14 protein-coding genes are annotated in these 16,939 nt (G+C 36.2%); 4 read left to right on the forward strand and 10 right to left on the reverse strand.

Translation table 11 applies throughout. The annotated features are described in order from the left end of the window. Positions 1–110 precede the first annotated feature (110 nt). The 3 genes from EK417_RS03745 to EK417_RS03755 form a co-directional block, all read right to left on the reverse strand. Positions 111–3,458, reverse strand: a complete 3,348-nt coding sequence (locus tag EK417_RS03745; protein ID WP_136521374.1) for a methylmalonyl-CoA mutase family protein — start codon at positions 3,456–3,458, stop codon at positions 111–113. Positions 3,459–3,697: 239 nt separating this feature from the next. Continuing rightward, complete coding sequence (locus EK417_RS03750; protein ID WP_136521375.1) at positions 3,698–4,972, reverse strand: hypothetical protein; 1,275 nt, start codon at positions 4,970–4,972, stop codon at positions 3,698–3,700. Beyond that, positions 4,969–5,367: a hypothetical protein gene (locus EK417_RS03755; protein WP_076594874.1), complete on the reverse strand. Its 399-nt coding sequence runs from the start codon at positions 5,365–5,367 to the stop codon at positions 4,969–4,971. The genes EK417_RS03750 and EK417_RS03755 overlap by 4 nt, the downstream gene beginning before the upstream one ends. A 244-nt stretch (positions 5,368–5,611) precedes the next feature. On the opposite strand from EK417_RS03755, the gene EK417_RS03760 reads away from it, so the two are divergent. Next, positions 5,612–5,944 carry a hypothetical protein gene (locus EK417_RS03760; protein WP_076594875.1) on the forward strand — a complete coding sequence of 111 codons (333 nt, stop codon included), beginning with the start codon at positions 5,612–5,614 and terminating at the stop codon, positions 5,942–5,944. Between the two features lie 38 nt (positions 5,945–5,982). Here the strand turns inward: EK417_RS03760 and EK417_RS03765 are convergent, their stop codons facing one another. Then, complete coding sequence (locus EK417_RS03765) at positions 5,983–7,080, reverse strand: DUF3667 domain-containing protein (protein ID WP_076594876.1); 1,098 nt, start codon at positions 7,078–7,080, stop codon at positions 5,983–5,985. 347 nt (positions 7,081–7,427) lie between these two features. Between EK417_RS03765 and rplM the strand changes: the two genes are divergently transcribed. From rplM to rpsB, 3 genes are all read left to right on the forward strand, one after another. Then, a complete protein-coding gene (gene rplM / locus EK417_RS03770; RefSeq protein WP_002976217.1) occupies positions 7,428–7,883 on the forward strand; it encodes a 50S ribosomal protein L13 in 456 nt (151 codons plus the stop codon). 6 nt (positions 7,884–7,889) lie between these two features. Beyond that, a complete protein-coding gene (gene rpsI, locus EK417_RS03775) occupies positions 7,890–8,276 on the forward strand; it encodes a 30S ribosomal protein S9 (protein WP_002976218.1) in 387 nt (128 codons plus the stop codon). A 207-nt stretch (positions 8,277–8,483) separates the two neighbouring features. Then, positions 8,484–9,245 carry a 30S ribosomal protein S2 gene (gene rpsB / locus EK417_RS03780; protein ID WP_062675707.1) on the forward strand — a complete coding sequence of 254 codons (762 nt, stop codon included), beginning with the start codon at positions 8,484–8,486 and terminating at the stop codon, positions 9,243–9,245. 238 nt (positions 9,246–9,483) lie between these two features. Here rpsB and EK417_RS03785 read toward each other — a convergent pair whose 3' ends face one another. From EK417_RS03785 to EK417_RS03810, 6 genes are all read right to left on the reverse strand, one after another. Beyond that, on the reverse strand, positions 9,484–9,924 hold the full coding sequence (locus EK417_RS03785) for a DUF6759 domain-containing protein (protein WP_076594877.1): 441 nt from the start codon (positions 9,922–9,924) through the stop codon (positions 9,484–9,486). Continuing rightward, positions 9,921–10,622, reverse strand: coding sequence for a DUF6759 domain-containing protein (locus EK417_RS03790; RefSeq protein ID WP_228457884.1), 702 nt, complete (start codon positions 10,620–10,622; stop codon positions 9,921–9,923). The genes EK417_RS03785 and EK417_RS03790 overlap by 4 nt, the downstream gene beginning before the upstream one ends. Positions 10,623–10,635: 13 nt before the next feature. Beyond that, entirely contained in the window at positions 10,636–11,313 is a 678-nt protein-coding gene (gene trmB / locus EK417_RS03795) for a tRNA (guanosine(46)-N7)-methyltransferase TrmB (protein ID WP_076594878.1), read from the reverse strand. 96 nt (positions 11,314–11,409) lie between these two features. After that, the gene (locus EK417_RS03800; RefSeq protein ID WP_110368125.1) at positions 11,410–12,174 is read right to left on the reverse strand and encodes a DUF6759 domain-containing protein; all 765 of its coding nucleotides are present in this window, start codon (positions 12,172–12,174) and stop codon (positions 11,410–11,412) included. Positions 12,175–12,464: 290 nt separating this feature from the next. Next, on the reverse strand, positions 12,465–13,259 hold the full coding sequence (locus EK417_RS03805) for a hypothetical protein (protein ID WP_110368126.1): 795 nt from the start codon (positions 13,257–13,259) through the stop codon (positions 12,465–12,467). A 203-nt stretch (positions 13,260–13,462) separates the two neighbouring features. Continuing rightward, positions 13,463–16,861 carry an FIDD domain-containing protein gene (locus tag EK417_RS03810; RefSeq protein WP_168801923.1) on the reverse strand — a complete coding sequence of 1,133 codons (3,399 nt, stop codon included), beginning with the start codon at positions 16,859–16,861 and terminating at the stop codon, positions 13,463–13,465. Positions 16,862–16,939 lie beyond the last annotated feature (78 nt).

Below are 16,939 nucleotides of genomic sequence, written 5' to 3' on the forward strand. Positions count from 1 at the left end.
CATTATAAATAAACGCATCAAAATTTAGTGTTTTTTCACATTAAAAATAACAAAACCTCAAAGAATTTCTTTGAGGTTTGATTTATAAAAAATGTATGTCCAATTATGGTTTACATGTTTCTTCTGTACTTACCGCCTACTTCAAATAAAGCGTTGGTAATCTGTCCAAGAGAACAATATTTCACGGCATCCATCATCATTTCAAATAAGTTTTGCTGGTTGATGGCTGCATGCTGAAGTTGTTTCAAAGCTTCTTCAGATTTACCTTCATTCGCTTGCTGGAAGTTATGAAGAGATTCAATCTGTGCCTGTTTCTCCTCTTCAGTAGAACGGATAACTTCTCCTGGTAAAACGGTTGGAGAACCATCTTTTCCTAAGAAAGTATTTACTCCGATGATCGGATATTCACCAGTATGCTTCAGCCACTCGTAATGCATGGATTCTTCCTGGATTTTTGAACGTTGGTACATCGTTTCCATTGCTCCAAGAACACCGCCTCTTTCTGTGATTCTGTCGAATTCTGCATATACAGCTTCTTCTACAAGATCCGTTAATTCTTCAATGATGAATGATCCCTGAAGCGGATTTTCGTTTTTAGCCAATCCTAATTCTTTGTTGATGATCAGCTGAATTGCCATCGCTCTTCTTACAGACTGCTCAGTAGGAGTTGTGATCGCTTCGTCATACGCATTGGTGTGAAGTGAATTACAGTTATCATAGATTGCATAAAGCGCCTGAAGAGTAGTTCTGATATCGTTGAAGTCAATTTCCTGAGCGTGCAGAGAACGTCCTGAAGTCTGGATGTGGTATTTCAGCATCTGGCTTCTTTCGTCAGCTCCGTATTTTAATTTCATGGCTTTTGCCCAGATTCTTCTTGCCACGCGTCCGATTACTGAATATTCAGGATCAATACCGTTAGAGAAGAAGAAAGATAAGTTCGGTGCAAAATCATTGATATCCATTCCACGGCTTAAGTAATATTCCACATAAGTGAAACCATTAGCCAGTGTGAATGCTAATTGGGAAACCGGATTCGCTCCCGCTTCGGCAATATGGTATCCTGAAATAGAAACAGAGTAGAAGTTTCTTACTTTTTCTCTGATGAAATATTCCTGAACGTCACCCATTAATCTTAAGGCAAACTCCGTAGAGAAGATACATGTATTCTGAGCTTGGTCTTCTTTTAAGATATCAGCCTGAACGGTGCCACGAACCGTAGCAATCGTTTTAGCTTTGATTTCTGCATAGACATCAGCAGGGATTACTTCATCACCTGTTAATCCCAAAAGCTGTAATCCTAAACCATTGTTGGATGGAGGAAGTTCACCGTTGTATTTCGGTCTTTCTAACCCTTTATCGTCAAATTTTTCTTTAAGCTTAGCTTCAACTTTAGATGCTAAACCGTTTTCTTTAATATATTTTTCAACATTCTGATCAATGGCGGCATTCATAAAGAAAGCCAGCAGCATTGGTGCAGGACCGTTGATCGTCATTGAAACCGAAGTCAATGCATTCACAAGATCAAATCCGGAATATAATTTCTTGGCATCATCCAGTGTTGCAATAGAAACTCCCGCATTTCCGATTTTACCATAAATATCTGGTGGTAAAGCCGGATCCTGACCGTATAGTGTAACAGAGTCAAAAGCTGTAGATAAACGTTTTGCAGGCATTTCTGCAGAAACATAATGGAATCTTCTGTTGGTTCTTTCAGGACCTCCTTCTCCTGCAAACATTCTTGTAGGATCTTCTCCGGTTCTCTTGAACGGATAAATACCTGCAGTGTAAGGGAAGCTTCCCGGAAGGTTTTCCTGTCCTTTCCATTTGATCAGATCTCCCCAGTCATTGTATTTTGGTAATGCAATTTTTGGAATTCTTAAGTGAGATAAAGACTCAGTAGAAGTTTCAACCTTGATCTCTTTTCCTCTCACAAAATAAGAATAAAACTCTGCATGGAAAGCTTTTTTCGTGTCGTCCCAAGTCTTTAGGAAGTCGATATTATCCTGTTGAAGTTCTTTTTCTGCTTTTTGATATTCAGCATCCAGAACGTCATTGGAAATGATATTTTTAACGCCTTCAATATGATACATTTTTCTGGCTAATTCTGCCTGTTTTTCAATATTGATGTCGTATTGTTTATTGTTTTCAACGATTTCAGAAAGGTAACGGACTCTTTTCGGAGGAATGATGGTTACTTCTTCTGTAATTTCCTGTTCTACAAAGGTTTTTAGATTTAATTCAGAGAATTTATCATTTACTTTTGAAACCAATCTGTTGTATAATTCTGTAGTTCCATGATCATTAAACTGAGATGCTTTGGTTGCATATACCGGCATATCGTCTAACGGGCTTTCCCATAGTAAATGGTTTCTCTGGAACTGTTTTCTTACCGCCTGAAGTGCATCCAATGCACCACGCTTGTCAGATTTATTCAATGCGACAAGATCTGCATAGTCTAACATGTCGATTTTTTCCAACTGCGTGGATGCTCCATATTCTGGAGTCATTACATACATGGAAACGTCCGCAAAATCAGAAACTTCTGAACCAGACTGCCCGATCCCCGAAGTTTCAAGAATGATGATATCAGGACGGGCCAGTTTCAATACATTCAGTGCAGAGTGAATGAAAGGAGAAACAGAAACGTTATTTTCTCTGGTTGCCATAGAACGCATATAAACTCTTGGATCATTGATCGCGTTCATACGGATTCTGTCGCCTAATAAAGCACCTCCGGTTTTCTTTTTCGAAGGGTCAATGGAAATAATAGCGATTTTTTTATCCGTATTTGAACGTAAGAAACGTCTTACCAATTCATCTGTTAGTGATGATTTACCAGCTCCTCCGGTACCTGTAATACCAATGATTGGAATAGTCAGATCTTTAGATTTTTCATCGATTGCTTTTACAAGCTCAGGTTTTTCTTCTGAGAAGTTTTCAACAGCTGAAATAATTTGAGCAATGCTTGACGGATTTTCAAAGCTGATATCATCAAGATCTTTTGCTGTAACATCTTTTCCTGTAGCAAAATCTGATCTTTGTACCAGATCATCAATCATTCCCTGAAGTCCCAGCTCACGGCCATCATCCGGAGAATAAATTCTGTCGATTCCGTAAGACATCAGGTCTTTGATTTCTTCCGGAAGGATTACACCGCCACCGCCGCCAAAAATTTTGATCTGCGGTGAATTTTTCTCCCTCAAAAGATCATAAATATATTTAAAATATTCGTTATGACCTCCCTGATAAGAAGTTAATGCAATAGCATTAGCATCTTCCTGGATTGCTGTATTTACAACTTCTTCTGCTGATTTATCGTGTCCTAAGTGGATCACTTCGCATCCTGTTCCCTGGATGACACGACGCATAATATTGATTGCAGCATCATGCCCGTCAAATAATGAGGCAGCAGTTACGATTCTTACCTTGTTGGTTGGAGTATATTTTTGGGTTTCCATAAAAATTCTAGACAGTTTCTAAGTTCTCAAATATAGTAATAAAATGAAAACCAAGACTTGTAATTTAATGTTTTGATTTTTAAACATTTATAATAATTGTTTTTTTTGGTTTTGTAGACTTTGTCAGAGGCTGAATCAGTATTTTACAGATTATTACGCTGCTCTGTAATAATAAAAATGTCGGCAGATCAAAATCTACCGACATTTTTAACCATAAGTTTGGTTTCAGAAAGCTTCCTTTATTGTTTCTCTGAAAAAAGTGTTTTTCTTTTGCTGTCCAATCCCCAGTTCAACCCTAAAAATGAAATCAGATTATCCTTATCACCATAATTCTTTCCAAAAGCTGCATTAATATAAACGCTGTCGGATACTTTATAGTTAATGATTCCGTTAGAACGATAGGTATTGTCTAAATCACTGCTTCTGTAAATGAATTCATACCCAATGGAAAATTTATTATAAACAAGCTCTATTTTTCCACCAAAATCATAATTGTTGGTTTTGCTGAACCCGTTGGCAACATCATAAACTGTTTTGTCCTGCATGTATCTTGCAACGGCATAAAAATTTAATCGTTTTTCAATCTTTGAAGGGTCTTCAGGGGTTTCTTTGATCATTACTTTGGGCTTTTCGTTCTTTTGATTTGCGGCTAACTTTTGTTCTTCAGCTGATTTTGGCTTTGACTCTTGATTTCTCCTTTCCAGATTGATTCCAGAACTCATTGTCAGCCAAACCCCAAATTTCCCGAATTGATTATTCTTGAATTGGTTATTTAAAAAGAAAGTACTGTAGGCTGAAGCTACATCCAGCTGAAAAGCAGGTTTTTCATCAAGGTATTTTTTATAATTTTCTGTTTCTGTCTTGTAATAATCCGGGACGAACTTTTCTAGCGCTTTTGCCCTCATCTCATTTTTTTCATCTGGGCTGGCATTGGATGCTTCTATATCATTATATTCCTTTGATTTTCTAAACTCTTCCTGGATATCGGTTAATTCCTTTGATATATTCGTGTTTGAGGTTGTGATAGCCTCTATATTTTTTTTATTTCTTATTTTAACTACTGTAGTTCGCAAAGAAAAAGATACCGAAGGATTTTCCGTTTCAAGATTTTCAATTTTATAATTTTTCAGAAAGGCAAATGAGACTGAAACGTTTTTTGCTTCACTGAAAATGTTATTTTTATACTCCTCTTTTCTATTATCAGCATTTTTGATGGTTTTAATGCCAGCGTATTTCAACGCATCCATTTCCGTCAGAGGAAATAAATGGGTCGGGGTAAGTTCTACTGCGTACGCATTGGGAAGACCTTCATTTTCGCTGAAAGAATTCACAATACTGGTCATGAATGCTTTTTTCGATTTTGGGGTTTCCAGATCAGAACTTGCCAAGCCGAGAAGCATTACACTTGGAGCATTGGAAAGCTCCAGCTTGTTTAACTCTGTACTAATTTCTTTGTTTTGAGAAAATAGTAATGTTGATCCAACTGTCAGAGTTACTAGTAATATCTTTTTCATAGCTCAATATTTATGTACTTATAGACTCCATAGATGAATCTGCCAGCTAAATCTTCGGTTGTTTTACCTTTAAAGGGGTTGAAATTAAAATTCTTGCTAGGAATTTGAGGAAACTCGAATTTTATTCTGCATGTATTGATTAAGATCTGCAGATGGTTTACCTGCATATTAATATTAAAAGAAGTTGCAAAAAGTAAATTACCGGACTTTACATCTGCTTTTGGAATAGTAAAAGAAAATCCGTCATCTTTTAAATTGTTGTCATCTATCCGGGTTCCATTGATGATAAAATGGGGATCACCAAATTGTGTATTGGCACTGATTATTACATTCACTTCAACATTGTCTTCGTTAAAGTCCGTAATTTCTACTGTTTTTTGGGGAATCTTTTTCATGTCTATTGTTTTTTTGGTTTGTAATTGTTTTTTTAATTTTTGAAAAATCAGATCTTTCCTCTTCGATACCCTGCAAAATGATTAGGAGGATATCTCAGCTCCTGATTCTATTTCAAATTTATAATTTGTAATGTTTGTGGTCAATTACCTTTTTGGGTGATATTGTTGGTTTCAATAATTAAATGTTTGCGACAATTCTACACCCCGATTAAATTCTCTATTTTTGCAGCATATTTTTACAGACATGCAAAAAGCGTTGATATATTTCGCATTGGGAACTGTAGTAAGCTTCCTGATTAATTATTTCTTTTTAAGTTCAGAAAACATTGGTTTGGAGTTCTATTATGCTATTGCTTTTGGTGCGGCCTGGGGTATTGCTTATTATTTGGATACTCCAGATTTTACACTGGCTAAAAAACTGGGACTGTCTTTTGTAGTGATGGCGATTCTGGTTGGTGCAGGTACTTTAATTTTTAAACTTGAACTGGCTATTCCATCCATTCTAAAGTTTTCTATGGTGTTTGTAGCCTATTATGTAATAGCAAGCTTTAGGGCAACTAAGTCATTAAGAAAATAAATAAAAGAGGCTTTCACAATTGAAAGCCTCTTTTATTATTAATGAATCATCAGGAAACTTATTAGGGCAAGGCCTAAAAGCAAAAACATAAATGCAATAAAGTTAATGGTGAATAATATCATTCCGAGAATAATGCTTACCAAACCATGGGCGCGATAAACCCGCCTGTGAGCAATAAAAAAATAGGCCATAGTGTATAATGACAGGAGTGATATTGCTAAATATAAAATGGTATTAATCAGCCAGAAGTCTGTGAGACCTGCCAATTTGGTAAGTAAGAATATCAATAATATGGTAAGCAGTAAAAACGAGAAGTAATGCAGCGTGAAAATTCCGTGATCAAAGTACCACCATTTTTTCTTACTATGAAAGATCCATAAAAATAATGCGAAAAGAGGGAGATAGATAAAAAGTGCTTTTGGGAGATTATGAAATGACTTTTCTACCATACCGGCAATAATTTCCTTTTTCTTCACGCCTTTTTCTTTAAGCTCAAAGAATTTGTGAATGATAGGGGCTTCAATAAAACTAAGAGATGACGGATTTTTGGCTTTAGCAGAATCATAAGCCTTCCTGGTTTTGTAGTCACCAAAAGTAAAATCCGGATCTATTGTTTTGTCCATGTCAATCATATCTTCTATTTCAGAAGAGTCAGGAACTGCTTTTATTCCTTCAATCGCAAGAGAGTCTTTTTCAGTCAGATGTTTTTTTGCTTTTATACTGTCTATAAGCTTTTGTTTTCCGACAGGTTTCATGACTTTTAAAAAGTTTGTTTTATTATTTTCACCACTATTTCCCTCTTTTGTAGAGCCTATATTAACCATAGGAAACAGAGCAAAAACGAAAAATGTAATGAAACTGACAAAAATATAAAGCTTTACAGGAGGAACGAATTTCTGTCTCTTTCCTTCCAGATAAGTGTTTGTCAGTTTGCCGGGTCTAAATAACAAATTTTTTACTGTTCCCCAGAACTGCCCGTCATAATGAGTGAAGTCTTCAATGAAATGGGTGAAAAGAAAGTAGAAGGGCTGTCGTCTTTCAGTATTTTCCTGTCCGCAGTGGGGACAAAACCTTTCTTCAACCTGATGCCCGCAGTTGAGGCAGGTTTTATCATCTCTTATTTTTCCGTGGCTCATGATTATGGAATATGATTGCCACAAATATAATTATTTCGATGAAATTGTGATGATGTTAATATATCTTACAGAATCGTTACAGTAAACTTAATAAAAGAAAGAGTTGAGGGAATAAACTCTTTGCTGTTTCATTGGTGTTTTTAGAATCTTCAAAGTGTATTTTTCATCGGCTCATGAGTTTTCAAGATCTGTGCCAAAATTGTAAATAGTGTTAAAATCTATTAATAGAAGGGGACAGGGAGAAGATTATATAGATTAAATAAAATATGTTTTTGGGTTACAAAAATAATTTGTACCTTTGCACACCCTTTTAGGGGTAAATTATGTTTAATCTTTAACTAAAACGTGTGAATACATTAAGTTACAAAACTGTTTCAGCGAACAAAGCTACTGCTAATAAAGAATGGGTTGTGGTAGACGCTGAAGGACAGCCGTTAGGTAGATTAGCTTCTACGGTTGCAAAGATTTTGAGAGGTAAGCACAAAACGAACTACACACCTCACGTAGATTGTGGTGATAACGTAATCGTTTTGAATGCTGGGAAAATTACACTTTCCGGAAACAAGTGGGCTGATAAGACTTATATCTGGCATACAGGATACCCTGGTGGACAGAAGTCTATGACTGCGGCTGAACTTCAAAAGAAAGATTCTTTAAAGGTATTAGAAAAGTCTGTAAAAGGTATGTTGCCTAAAAACAGATTAGGAGCTGCTATCCTTAAGAACCTTTATTTATATGAAGGAACTGAGCACAAACATGAAGCTCAACAGCCAAAAACAATTAATGTTAACGAATTTAAATAATTAATTATGTCTATAGTTCACAAAATCGGAAGAAGAAAAACTTCTGTAGCTAGAGTTTATGTAAAACCAGGTTCTGGTGTTATTACAGTAAACGGTAAAGATGCTAAAGAATATTTCTCTACAGACGTGATGGTTTACAAATTAAACCAACCGTTTATCCTTTCTGAGACTGTTGGTCAGTATGACGTTACCGTAAACGTATTCGGTGGTGGAAATACAGGTCAGGCAGAGGCTATCAGATTAGGTATTTCTAGAGCTTTATGCGAAATCAACGCTGAGTTCAGATTAGCATTGAAGCCAGCTGGTTTACTTACAAGAGACGCAAGAATGGTGGAAAGAAAGAAGCCAGGTCAGAAAAAAGCAAGAAAGAGATTCCAATTCTCAAAACGTTAAGATTTCTCGTTGGCAGATGGCTTATGGCTACTGGCTACAGAAATGTATTAAATTTTTTTTAAACTTAATCTCGGCGAAAAGCCCATTGCCAAAAGCAAAAAGCAGACCGCCAATTGCCCGTTACGTTTAGCATCCAAACGCTTCTCCCATCTAAAGAAGTTGTTGATTGTTTAAAAGACGGAAAGTAAACTAACAAAAACAGAAAACATGGCAAAAGCAAATGTAAAAGACCTTTTAGAGGCTGGCGTACACTTCGGTCACATGACTAGAAAGTGGAATCCAAATATGGCTCCATACATTTTTATGGAGAAAAACGGTATTCACATTGTAGACTTACATAAAACAGCAGTTAAATTAGATGAAGCATGCAGCGCTTTAGAAAAATTAACTTCTGCAGGTAAAAAAGTTCTTTTCGTAGCGACTAAAAAGCAAGCGAAAGAAGTAGTTGCAAAACACGCTTCTGAACTTAATATGCCTTATATTACAGAAAGATGGCCAGGTGGTATGTTAACGAACTTCGTTACTATCAGAAAGGCTGTAAAGAAGATGAATGCTATCGACAAAATGAAAAAAGACGGTACATTCGAAACTTTATCTAAAAAAGAAAGATTACAAGTTGACAGACAAAGAGCTAACCTGGAGAAGAACTTAGGTTCTATCGCTGACATGGTGAGACTTCCATCTGCTGTATTTGTAGTTGATATCTTAAGAGAACACATCGCGGTAACTGAAGCTAAGAAACTTGGTATTCCAGTTTTCGGTATCGTTGATACAAACTCTGACCCTAGAAAAGTTGACTTCGTTATCCCAGGAAACGATGATGCTTCTAAGTCTATTGATATGATCCTTAGCGTAGTTTCTGAATCTATCAAAGAAGGTCAGTCTCAAAGAAAAGCTGATAAAGAAAAATCTAAAGAAGAAGGAGAAAAAGTATCTGCTGATACAGATGCTGATTTCGATGCAGAATAATTGAAGATTTTCTTTAATATAGGAAAAACGCTGGATTTCGGTCCAGCGTTTTTTTATTTATATACAAGAGCTATTTCTTAGAAAAGTATGTATAAAACTCATTTTTATACTTAGTGATCAATTTTACCTTGAAAGGTTTAAAATAATCTTGTTTAGTATCTTTTGACTATTCATTGCAAGAAAATATCAGAATTTTTTATTTAAAATAAAAACCCACAGAAAGTCTGCGGGCTGTATGTTAGTTTGAAAGTTTTACAGAATAAGAAGTTGTGACAAACTTTGTAGACTGGTAAATAGAGTTGCACACAACCCCGGATAATCTGTAGTTCTGATTTTTAGGAACCATAGTGTATCCTATCTTACCGGCACCAATAGGAATTTTCTTGAAAAAATTACCTCCGCTTACTGTAAGCACCATATTGCATGGGGATTTATTTTCTACAGAAATAGAGGTCCTGGGATTTTTAGGATCATCACTATTAAGAAGGTCATTAAGTACGTCGGCTGTTTCCGGTTTATAAGTCTTTATAAGATCATTGTACTCTCTTTCTGTATTGGCTCTGTTACCGGAATTGTTGGCAGGATAAGGGTAGGAAGTTCCTCCCGGGTAGGCTCCATAATTGACATTACAGCTGGCAAGAATCAATGAAGTTCCGGTAAGAACTAATAGTTTTTTCATCCTATTTTATTTTTTGACTTTTGTTTTTTCTGTGATTGCTCCGTTATCTGCTCCTTTTGAATTGATTTCAGTTCAACATTGGAGGGTTTCGGGTTGTCTATTGTTACAAATATACTTTTTTTAATGTCTTTCTGAGAGGAATATTTCATATCACAGATGTTGCTGCTAAGCGTATATGAATCTTTTTTAAGTACAATGAAGTTTTCTGCACGAGCAGGAACTGCAAGATTATAAAACTCTTTTCCTTCTATCCGTAATACAATATTGCAGTCAGAATTATTTTTGAATAAGAGAATAGCTTCATTACGGCTGATATCCTCATTAAACATAGCGTTCAGCACCTTTACTGTCTTCTCCTTATGTTCAGCAGATGTTTCAGCAATAAGCTTTCTAAACTCTTCCGCATCATCAGAATCAGGATTCCTCATCGCGTTCTTCGGAATATCCGCAATAACAGGCCTTGCTTCCATAGGTTTGGCAGTAAGTGCACCCTTTGTCCATTCGGAGTTTTTTAAAGCAATAAGCTTGGGCTTCAGCACGGTTTTTTTAGGATCGTCAGGGTGTGCGTTCTTCAGGTATTCTTCAATTTCTTTAATATTTGTGCTTTTTAAAATGTCTTTACTGCTCTTTTGGGCCTGTGTAAAGTTGGAGATAAGAAATGTGAAGAATAAAATTGTTAAAAAATTTTTTTTCATCATATCGTTTAATTCATCAGTTTATCCGGAATTTGATATAAGTAATGGTTTTTCCTTTCGCTGAGAATAGCTCTTCATAATACGTTTTGATATCTCTCAAATGCTCTGTATTAGGATCGTATTCTGGTGCACCATATATATCATGGTGGGCAGAAATGATCTCATAACCTGCTCCTTGCAGATATCCAAGCGTATACCCATGCAGGAATTCTGAATCGGTTTTCAGGTGAATGATACCTCCTGGCTTCAGGAACTTTTTATATCGGTTTAAAAAATCCGGATGTGTTAATCTGTGTTTTGTTCTTTTGTATTTAATCTGTGGATCCGGGAATGTAATCCAAATTTCGTCAACTTCATTTTCTGCAAAGAAATAATCAACAAGCTCAATCTGAGTTCTCAAAAACGCTACATTATTCATCTTGTTTTCTACAGCTTCTTTTGCGCCAAACCAAAATCTTGCTCCTTTAATATCTACTCCGATAAAGTTTTTTTCAGGAAATGTTTTTGCGAGCCCTACAGAATATTCCCCTTTTCCACAACCTAATTCCAGTATAACTGGATTATCATTTTTAAAGAAATTGTCTCTCCATTTTCCTTTAAGATCGAAACCATTTAAAGCATCTTCCCTTGTTGGCTGGATTACATTCGGTAATATTTTGTTTTCTGCAAATCTTGCTAATTTATTCTTGCCCATTGAGTTATAAAATGAGTGCAAAAATAGTGAAAATTTATGGAGTCTCTATGTCTTTTGGTGGTAAAAGACATAGAGATAATTTGCCTTTGGTGTGTATTATTGACTTCCCAGAGCCACCATAATGGGTCTTTCAATTGTTTTTTGTGAAGCATACTGAGCTCCGCAAACCAGGCTGGTAAAAAGATATTGCCCTTTTTCTATAACAATGGAGCCTTCGCCCTGAGCAGGAACTGCCAGTCTATATTTGGTAGTTCCTACACCTTCCATTCTTACAATGATATTGCAGTCTGACTTATTTTGAATCAAAACAATGCATTCCTTAGCATTAGGATCATTATCAAATAAGGAATTTAAAATTTTTACAGTCCTGTTTTTATGTTCTACAGGAGAGACTGCCATTAACATGTTGAACTCTTCTGCTTCAGTGTTGGGAATTGCGCTATTGGCAGTAGTGTTGACAACATATGTATTTTGGGCAGTACTGGGCGTATACACAGTGGTAGATTGTTTTGCAGCCAGCTCAGCTTTATATTTTGCAATCTGTTTTTGTTTGATGATGGCATTCATTTCATCAAAGGTAATTTTGGTAGAAGGTCTTCTCCGCAGCATAGCAAGCATTTCCTGCATGTCTTTTACCTTTTGGTCTGCAGGATGTGCATTCTTGATATACTCTTTCATCATTTCCATCACCCTGGGTTTCAGAACGGATCTTTTGGGATCATCAGGATGGGCGTCCCGTAAAAAGGCATTAATCTCGTAGATATTCTTACTTTTCAAAATATTACTGTAGTCTTTCCCTTTTTTTTGAGAAGACATGGTAACGAAAAACATACAACAAAGAAGTAAAAGTAATTTTTTCATTAATTAATATTAAATTAAAAATTCGGTGCTTCACTCTTAATTTGCGTTTTGGTTGCTTAGTTTTTATTTGATAACGAAATACAAGGCTTTTTATTTTTAAACACTTGTTTGTGAGATAAAATTAAGCATATTTTTGAACATTGAAGAATAATGTGTTGTGAAATTTGAATAATTCATATTTTTCGAATAGCAGTAAAGGATAGATGGTCTTTCCAGCTATTCAACAAAAAAATAACCCATGTAATATACATGAGTTATAAAATATTTTGAGTTGTTTTTTACCTGATTTTCTAGTTACTGCCTACAACTTCCTGAAGATGCGAACTTCTAAGTCTTTTCTGGTAGATTGGAAGGTATTTTTCAATAGGCACTTTCACAGCTTCAAAGTTGCCTGCCAGCACATAAGCCTGGATGTTTTCTGAGGAATAAACAAACTGAAGGAAGTTATCAATTAAGTTTTCCGGTATTTTAAATTTGGCAAAATAATCTTTACCCAGATAATTTTTGATCTGTGCCACAGAACTGTTCATCCTTTCATAGGCCTGATAACGCTGTTTTTTCTTTCTTTCTCCTGAAAGAATATCATAGATGCTTTCCAGACTGAAGGTAAGACCTCCATCCCGAAGTCCGGCAACAGGCAGTTCTGGAGGCGTACCGTCACCTTTTGGTTCAGGAAGACCAATTACTTTTTTAAGAGCATAAGCTTTGTCTTCTTTTCTTAAAGAATTTACATCATACCGAAGATTTCCGGTAGGCTTGAACCTGCTGAGAACAATTTCCTGAATTTCATAATAGGCAATCTTAAGCTCAACCAGATTTTTTTGTTCCATGGATTGAGGGGTAAGCTTGATATCTTTTCTTTCGGTTACAATAGAGGTAAACCGGATCACATCCCCGGTATTGGCCGGAATATTAAAATTACCATTGTAATCCGTAAGAACAGTTTTTTGTGTATTCAAGTTTGTGACATACACCTGATTGAGATATAAAATAGAGTTGTCTCTCAGAAATACCTCCCCGGAATATATTTGTGCATTAATTTTTGCCAGAAAAACCAATAGCAGCAGAGTAAACAGTTTCTTCATATAATGCGCAAAATTACATAGAAATAAAGCAATTATATATAGTTAGATGAAGAATAGTGGTTAAAGTTATATTAAACTTTGGGATTTAATTGTTAAGGAGTGTTAGAAACCTGCCATTCATTTAAAAAGTAGGGTATGTATATAAAAAACCGGAAGAAAGAGGTGCTGAATCTTCAATTGATGTTTCATCCGGCTTTCTGTTGTTATCTATGTTTTACAAGTAGCCAGCTTGTGTATTTTACCAGAAGATTGGAACCATATTCTGTCCAGGTAATAAAGTACCAGTAATTTGCTGTAGGAACATACCTGCCACCAATTCTTCCATCCCAGGTGTATCTGTTTTCAGGAGTACCTCTGAAGACTTCCGCACCATACCTGTCAAAGATACGAAATACAAGATTATCATTCTTCATTAAAGCAGAATAGTCTATTGTTTCATTAACGCCGTCTCCATTTGGAGTAATAGTGTTGATCAGATTGATAATGGCAAAGGGTTTTTTAATATCCTCACACATTTTGGAGTCCCTTACAAATATATTGTGTGCTCCTCTGGGAACATTGTAGAAAACATTAGAACTTTGCCATACTACACCATCTAAAGAATATTCATAAGGGGGTGTACCACCACTTGCTCCAACTTTTACAGTTGTTCCGTCAATTTCAATAGAGGTTATTATAGGAAGCGGCAGTTCTGTAACATTTACGGATTGCTTGTAAACACATCCATTGGAGGTAAGTTCTACCCAATAACTTCCGGGGCCGACATTGGTGATGGAAGGAGTGGTAGCTCCTGTGCTCCATAAATATTTTTCAAAACCAGGTCCTGCATTAAGTGTTGTAGTTGTTTTTGGACAAATTGCCTTGTCTTTTAGAATGTCTGATTTCTTAGGAACTTTAATGTTGATTTTCAGAGTGCCTACTTCAGGACAAATTCCATTTTTTTCAAAACGGATATAATAAGTCTGCGAAGTCGTAATATTAACAGTGGGTGAAACTGCATTCACATTATTCTGCGCATCTGCTAAAGTTGCATGGAAAGTGTAGGCTACATTTGGATCTAATGTAAACTGAGGAATAAACTGAGTTAAGTTGATGTTTTTTATTCCATCTAAATCATCATCACAGATGCTTTCAGTAACGTTTTTTGTAATCAATGTTATTTTGGCTCCGATACTGAATTGTAAAGGTTTGATTACGGAAGCACATCCATCAGGAGAATCTACTCTGATATAAATGGTTGTGTTTGCTGTATAACTCCAGTTGTTTGGGAGACTATTGTTATTTCCTGCATTGGCATCTGCTAAATTTGCATAATATCTGACATTCGTAAAGTAATTAGGGTTATTCAATACAATAGGGGTAATATTGGAAAGCACAACAGTAACTGATCCATCCAGATTATCATCACAGAAAACACCATTGTAGTTATCCAATATGATAGCTTTATTAAAAAGAGATAGTGTTATTTGTGCAATATTTTTACAGCCAATATGGTCATTAACAACTGCATATATGATTGTTCCGTTAGTTGCGGTATAGGCGGTTGTGTTATTTATCAATGCTGCGGCATTTTCATTCTGAGCATCCAGAAGGGTAGGATAATAAGTAATGGTAACAGGGGAATTGCTGGTAACATTGGCTGTCGTCAGATTGAAGGTTCCCTGCCCATTGATATCACAGGCAGATAATGTTGCATTCATTACCGTTAGAGGCTGAATATTCAGGGTAACGGTTACTGTTTCACAATCCGGGAAGTCGGGGTCGTTTCCGCAGAATGTATAAGTGAATGTATCTGTTCCTGATGTGCCCAGAGTATTTACAGTATAAGTAATAATACCAGTAGCAGGGTTTACAACAGCTGTACCTAATGAAGGCGCTGTTGTAATAGCTACCGTACCTGGACTGGGAGTCTGTGATGAACTGCTGAATGTAGGAATTATGGTTTTAGCATTACATACGTTATATGATGTATTGGTCAGTTTTGTACAGTTCAGAACTTTAAATTGTTCAGTAACCAAAGGTGCACAACTTCCCATTGTTACAGAGCATGTGTAGTATCCTGGTAATGTAGGGGTGATTGTCGAAGTGGTAGCTCCCGGAACAATAATTCCGTTTCTATACCATTGGTAGGTATCATAGATTAAAGGATCTACGGTAAGTATCATTCCCGGAATACAGCCGCCTCCGGATTGTAAAATAACAGGTTGTGTAGGAAAGCCCGCAAAAAAGCCTCCATACCCTACAGCATCACTTCCGGCATTGATTCCAGCCATAATTGCTTTATCTGAAACTACAGTAATCGTACCCGTCACGTTGGGTATTCCATAAGTGACCCAATTCGTTGTACCCGTCATGTTGTAAGGGCCGGTTATTGCAGGAGGACTAGCTCCGTTCACTGTAACGTTAGCTCCTCTTTCAGTAATAATATTTAGTTTTGTGGGAATATTAAGCACTCCTCCGGGGTTACCATTGGAATGAACAAAATTTTCATTGATAAGGCCAAGTTCATTAATTTGCTTTGGCAGGTAACAGTTCAAAGCAGGAATATAATTAAATCCACCGGTGGCCGTTTCATTTCCTGTATTTGCAGCTCCTGCTAAAATTTGGTAGACATAAGCATTTTTTGATGTTTTGAGATATAAGTTATAATGTCCGTTGCCCTGAAGGATGTATTTTGAGTCGGGAATTACAAAGTATTTTCCGGCATTGATGGTAGAAACAGGAAGAATTTCATTATTGACAAATATCTGAGTATTGTCTTCAGTAGCTATTACAATAGCTCCTTCCATGTGGGAACCAATAGCACCATTACCTTTTACAAGAGCAAATTCATTTCCGAGTCTGTTGACAGGTACTGCCTGGTCCATTAAAATATCTGAGCTGGAAGTGATGTTTCCTGCATATTGTCCATTAAAATTTCCGTTGGTAACATTGATTGGTTTGGTTGATGTAATTTTTGAACCAATGAAACCATCAAAGTTTGATGCTATATTTCCAATCCCATCAATAATATAAGATTGCCCTTTATTTAAAATGAAAGTGATTGTCGGGTTGGTTGCTCCGGTCATTCCGTTTGAAAACTGAACGGTAGGGCTGTATCCGGAAATCGTGACGGAAGTATTATCTTCAGTTGCCAGTATACTTGTCATAAAGTTCAATATAGGATTACTTACTGTGATAGGAGCAGAAGCTACATAGAATTTTTGTCCTGTGGAAGGAATCCCTTTTGAAGTAAGGATTTCCGCATGATTGAACACAGAGAACCTTAGATTGGCATAAAAAGGAAATTCAGCTTTAAGATATAACCCCTTAGATGTTGGAGTAAATAGATCTGCCTGCAGTTTGGTAATAATATAAGTCCTTAATACATCAAACTTTTGAGGGTTGTTTTTACTGATATTTACCGTCCCGATCAGAATATTATTGTTATAAATGCTTACAGGAAAAGGGGTTGTTCTGTTAGTAGATAAGTAAAGTTTCTGGTAAGGAGAAGAAGCACCTGATCTGTCTATCATGGGAGCAAACCAATGCTCTCGGTCCAACTGGGCAAAAGCAGAAGTGAAAATACAGAACATAAACAAAAAACATAAAATTTTTTTCATTCAGCGGTGGTCTTTATCACAAATTTAGTAATAAAAAGTATTAAATTGTTGAAAATAGAACAAAAAATACATGATTTT

Origin of the sequence: Chryseobacterium candidae, assembly GCF_004916905.1 — a bacterium.
GTDB classification, from domain to species: Bacteria; Bacteroidota; Bacteroidia; order Flavobacteriales; family Weeksellaceae; genus Chryseobacterium; species Chryseobacterium candidae.

Bases quoted from the DNA above. Each gene is read 5' to 3' on its own strand.
- EK417_RS03745 (WP_136521374.1), bottom strand. From the start codon at position 3,458: ATGGAAACCCAAAAATATACTCCAACCAACAAGGTAAGAATCGTAACT.
- EK417_RS03750 (WP_136521375.1), bottom strand. From the start codon at position 4,972: ATGAAAAAGATATTACTAGTAACTCTGACAGTTGGATCAACATTACTA.
- EK417_RS03755 (WP_076594874.1), bottom strand. From the start codon at position 5,367: ATGAAAAAGATTCCCCAAAAAACAGTAGAAATTACGGACTTTAACGAA.
- EK417_RS03760 (WP_076594875.1), top strand. From the start codon at position 5,612: ATGCAAAAAGCGTTGATATATTTCGCATTGGGAACTGTAGTAAGCTTC.
- EK417_RS03765 (WP_076594876.1), bottom strand. From the start codon at position 7,080: ATGAGCCACGGAAAAATAAGAGATGATAAAACCTGCCTCAACTGCGGG.
- rpsI (WP_002976218.1), top strand. From the start codon at position 7,890: ATGTCTATAGTTCACAAAATCGGAAGAAGAAAAACTTCTGTAGCTAGA.
- rpsB (WP_062675707.1), top strand. From the start codon at position 8,484: ATGGCAAAAGCAAATGTAAAAGACCTTTTAGAGGCTGGCGTACACTTC.
- EK417_RS03785 (WP_076594877.1), bottom strand. From the start codon at position 9,924: ATGAAAAAACTATTAGTTCTTACCGGAACTTCATTGATTCTTGCCAGC.
- EK417_RS03790 (WP_228457884.1), bottom strand. From the start codon at position 10,622: ATGATGAAAAAAAATTTTTTAACAATTTTATTCTTCACATTTCTTATC.
- trmB (WP_076594878.1), bottom strand. From the start codon at position 11,313: ATGGGCAAGAATAAATTAGCAAGATTTGCAGAAAACAAAATATTACCG.
- EK417_RS03800 (WP_110368125.1), bottom strand. From the start codon at position 12,174: ATGAAAAAATTACTTTTACTTCTTTGTTGTATGTTTTTCGTTACCATG.
- EK417_RS03805 (WP_110368126.1), bottom strand. From the start codon at position 13,259: ATGAAGAAACTGTTTACTCTGCTGCTATTGGTTTTTCTGGCAAAAATT.
- EK417_RS03810 (WP_168801923.1), bottom strand. From the start codon at position 16,861: ATGAAAAAAATTTTATGTTTTTTGTTTATGTTCTGTATTTTCACTTCT.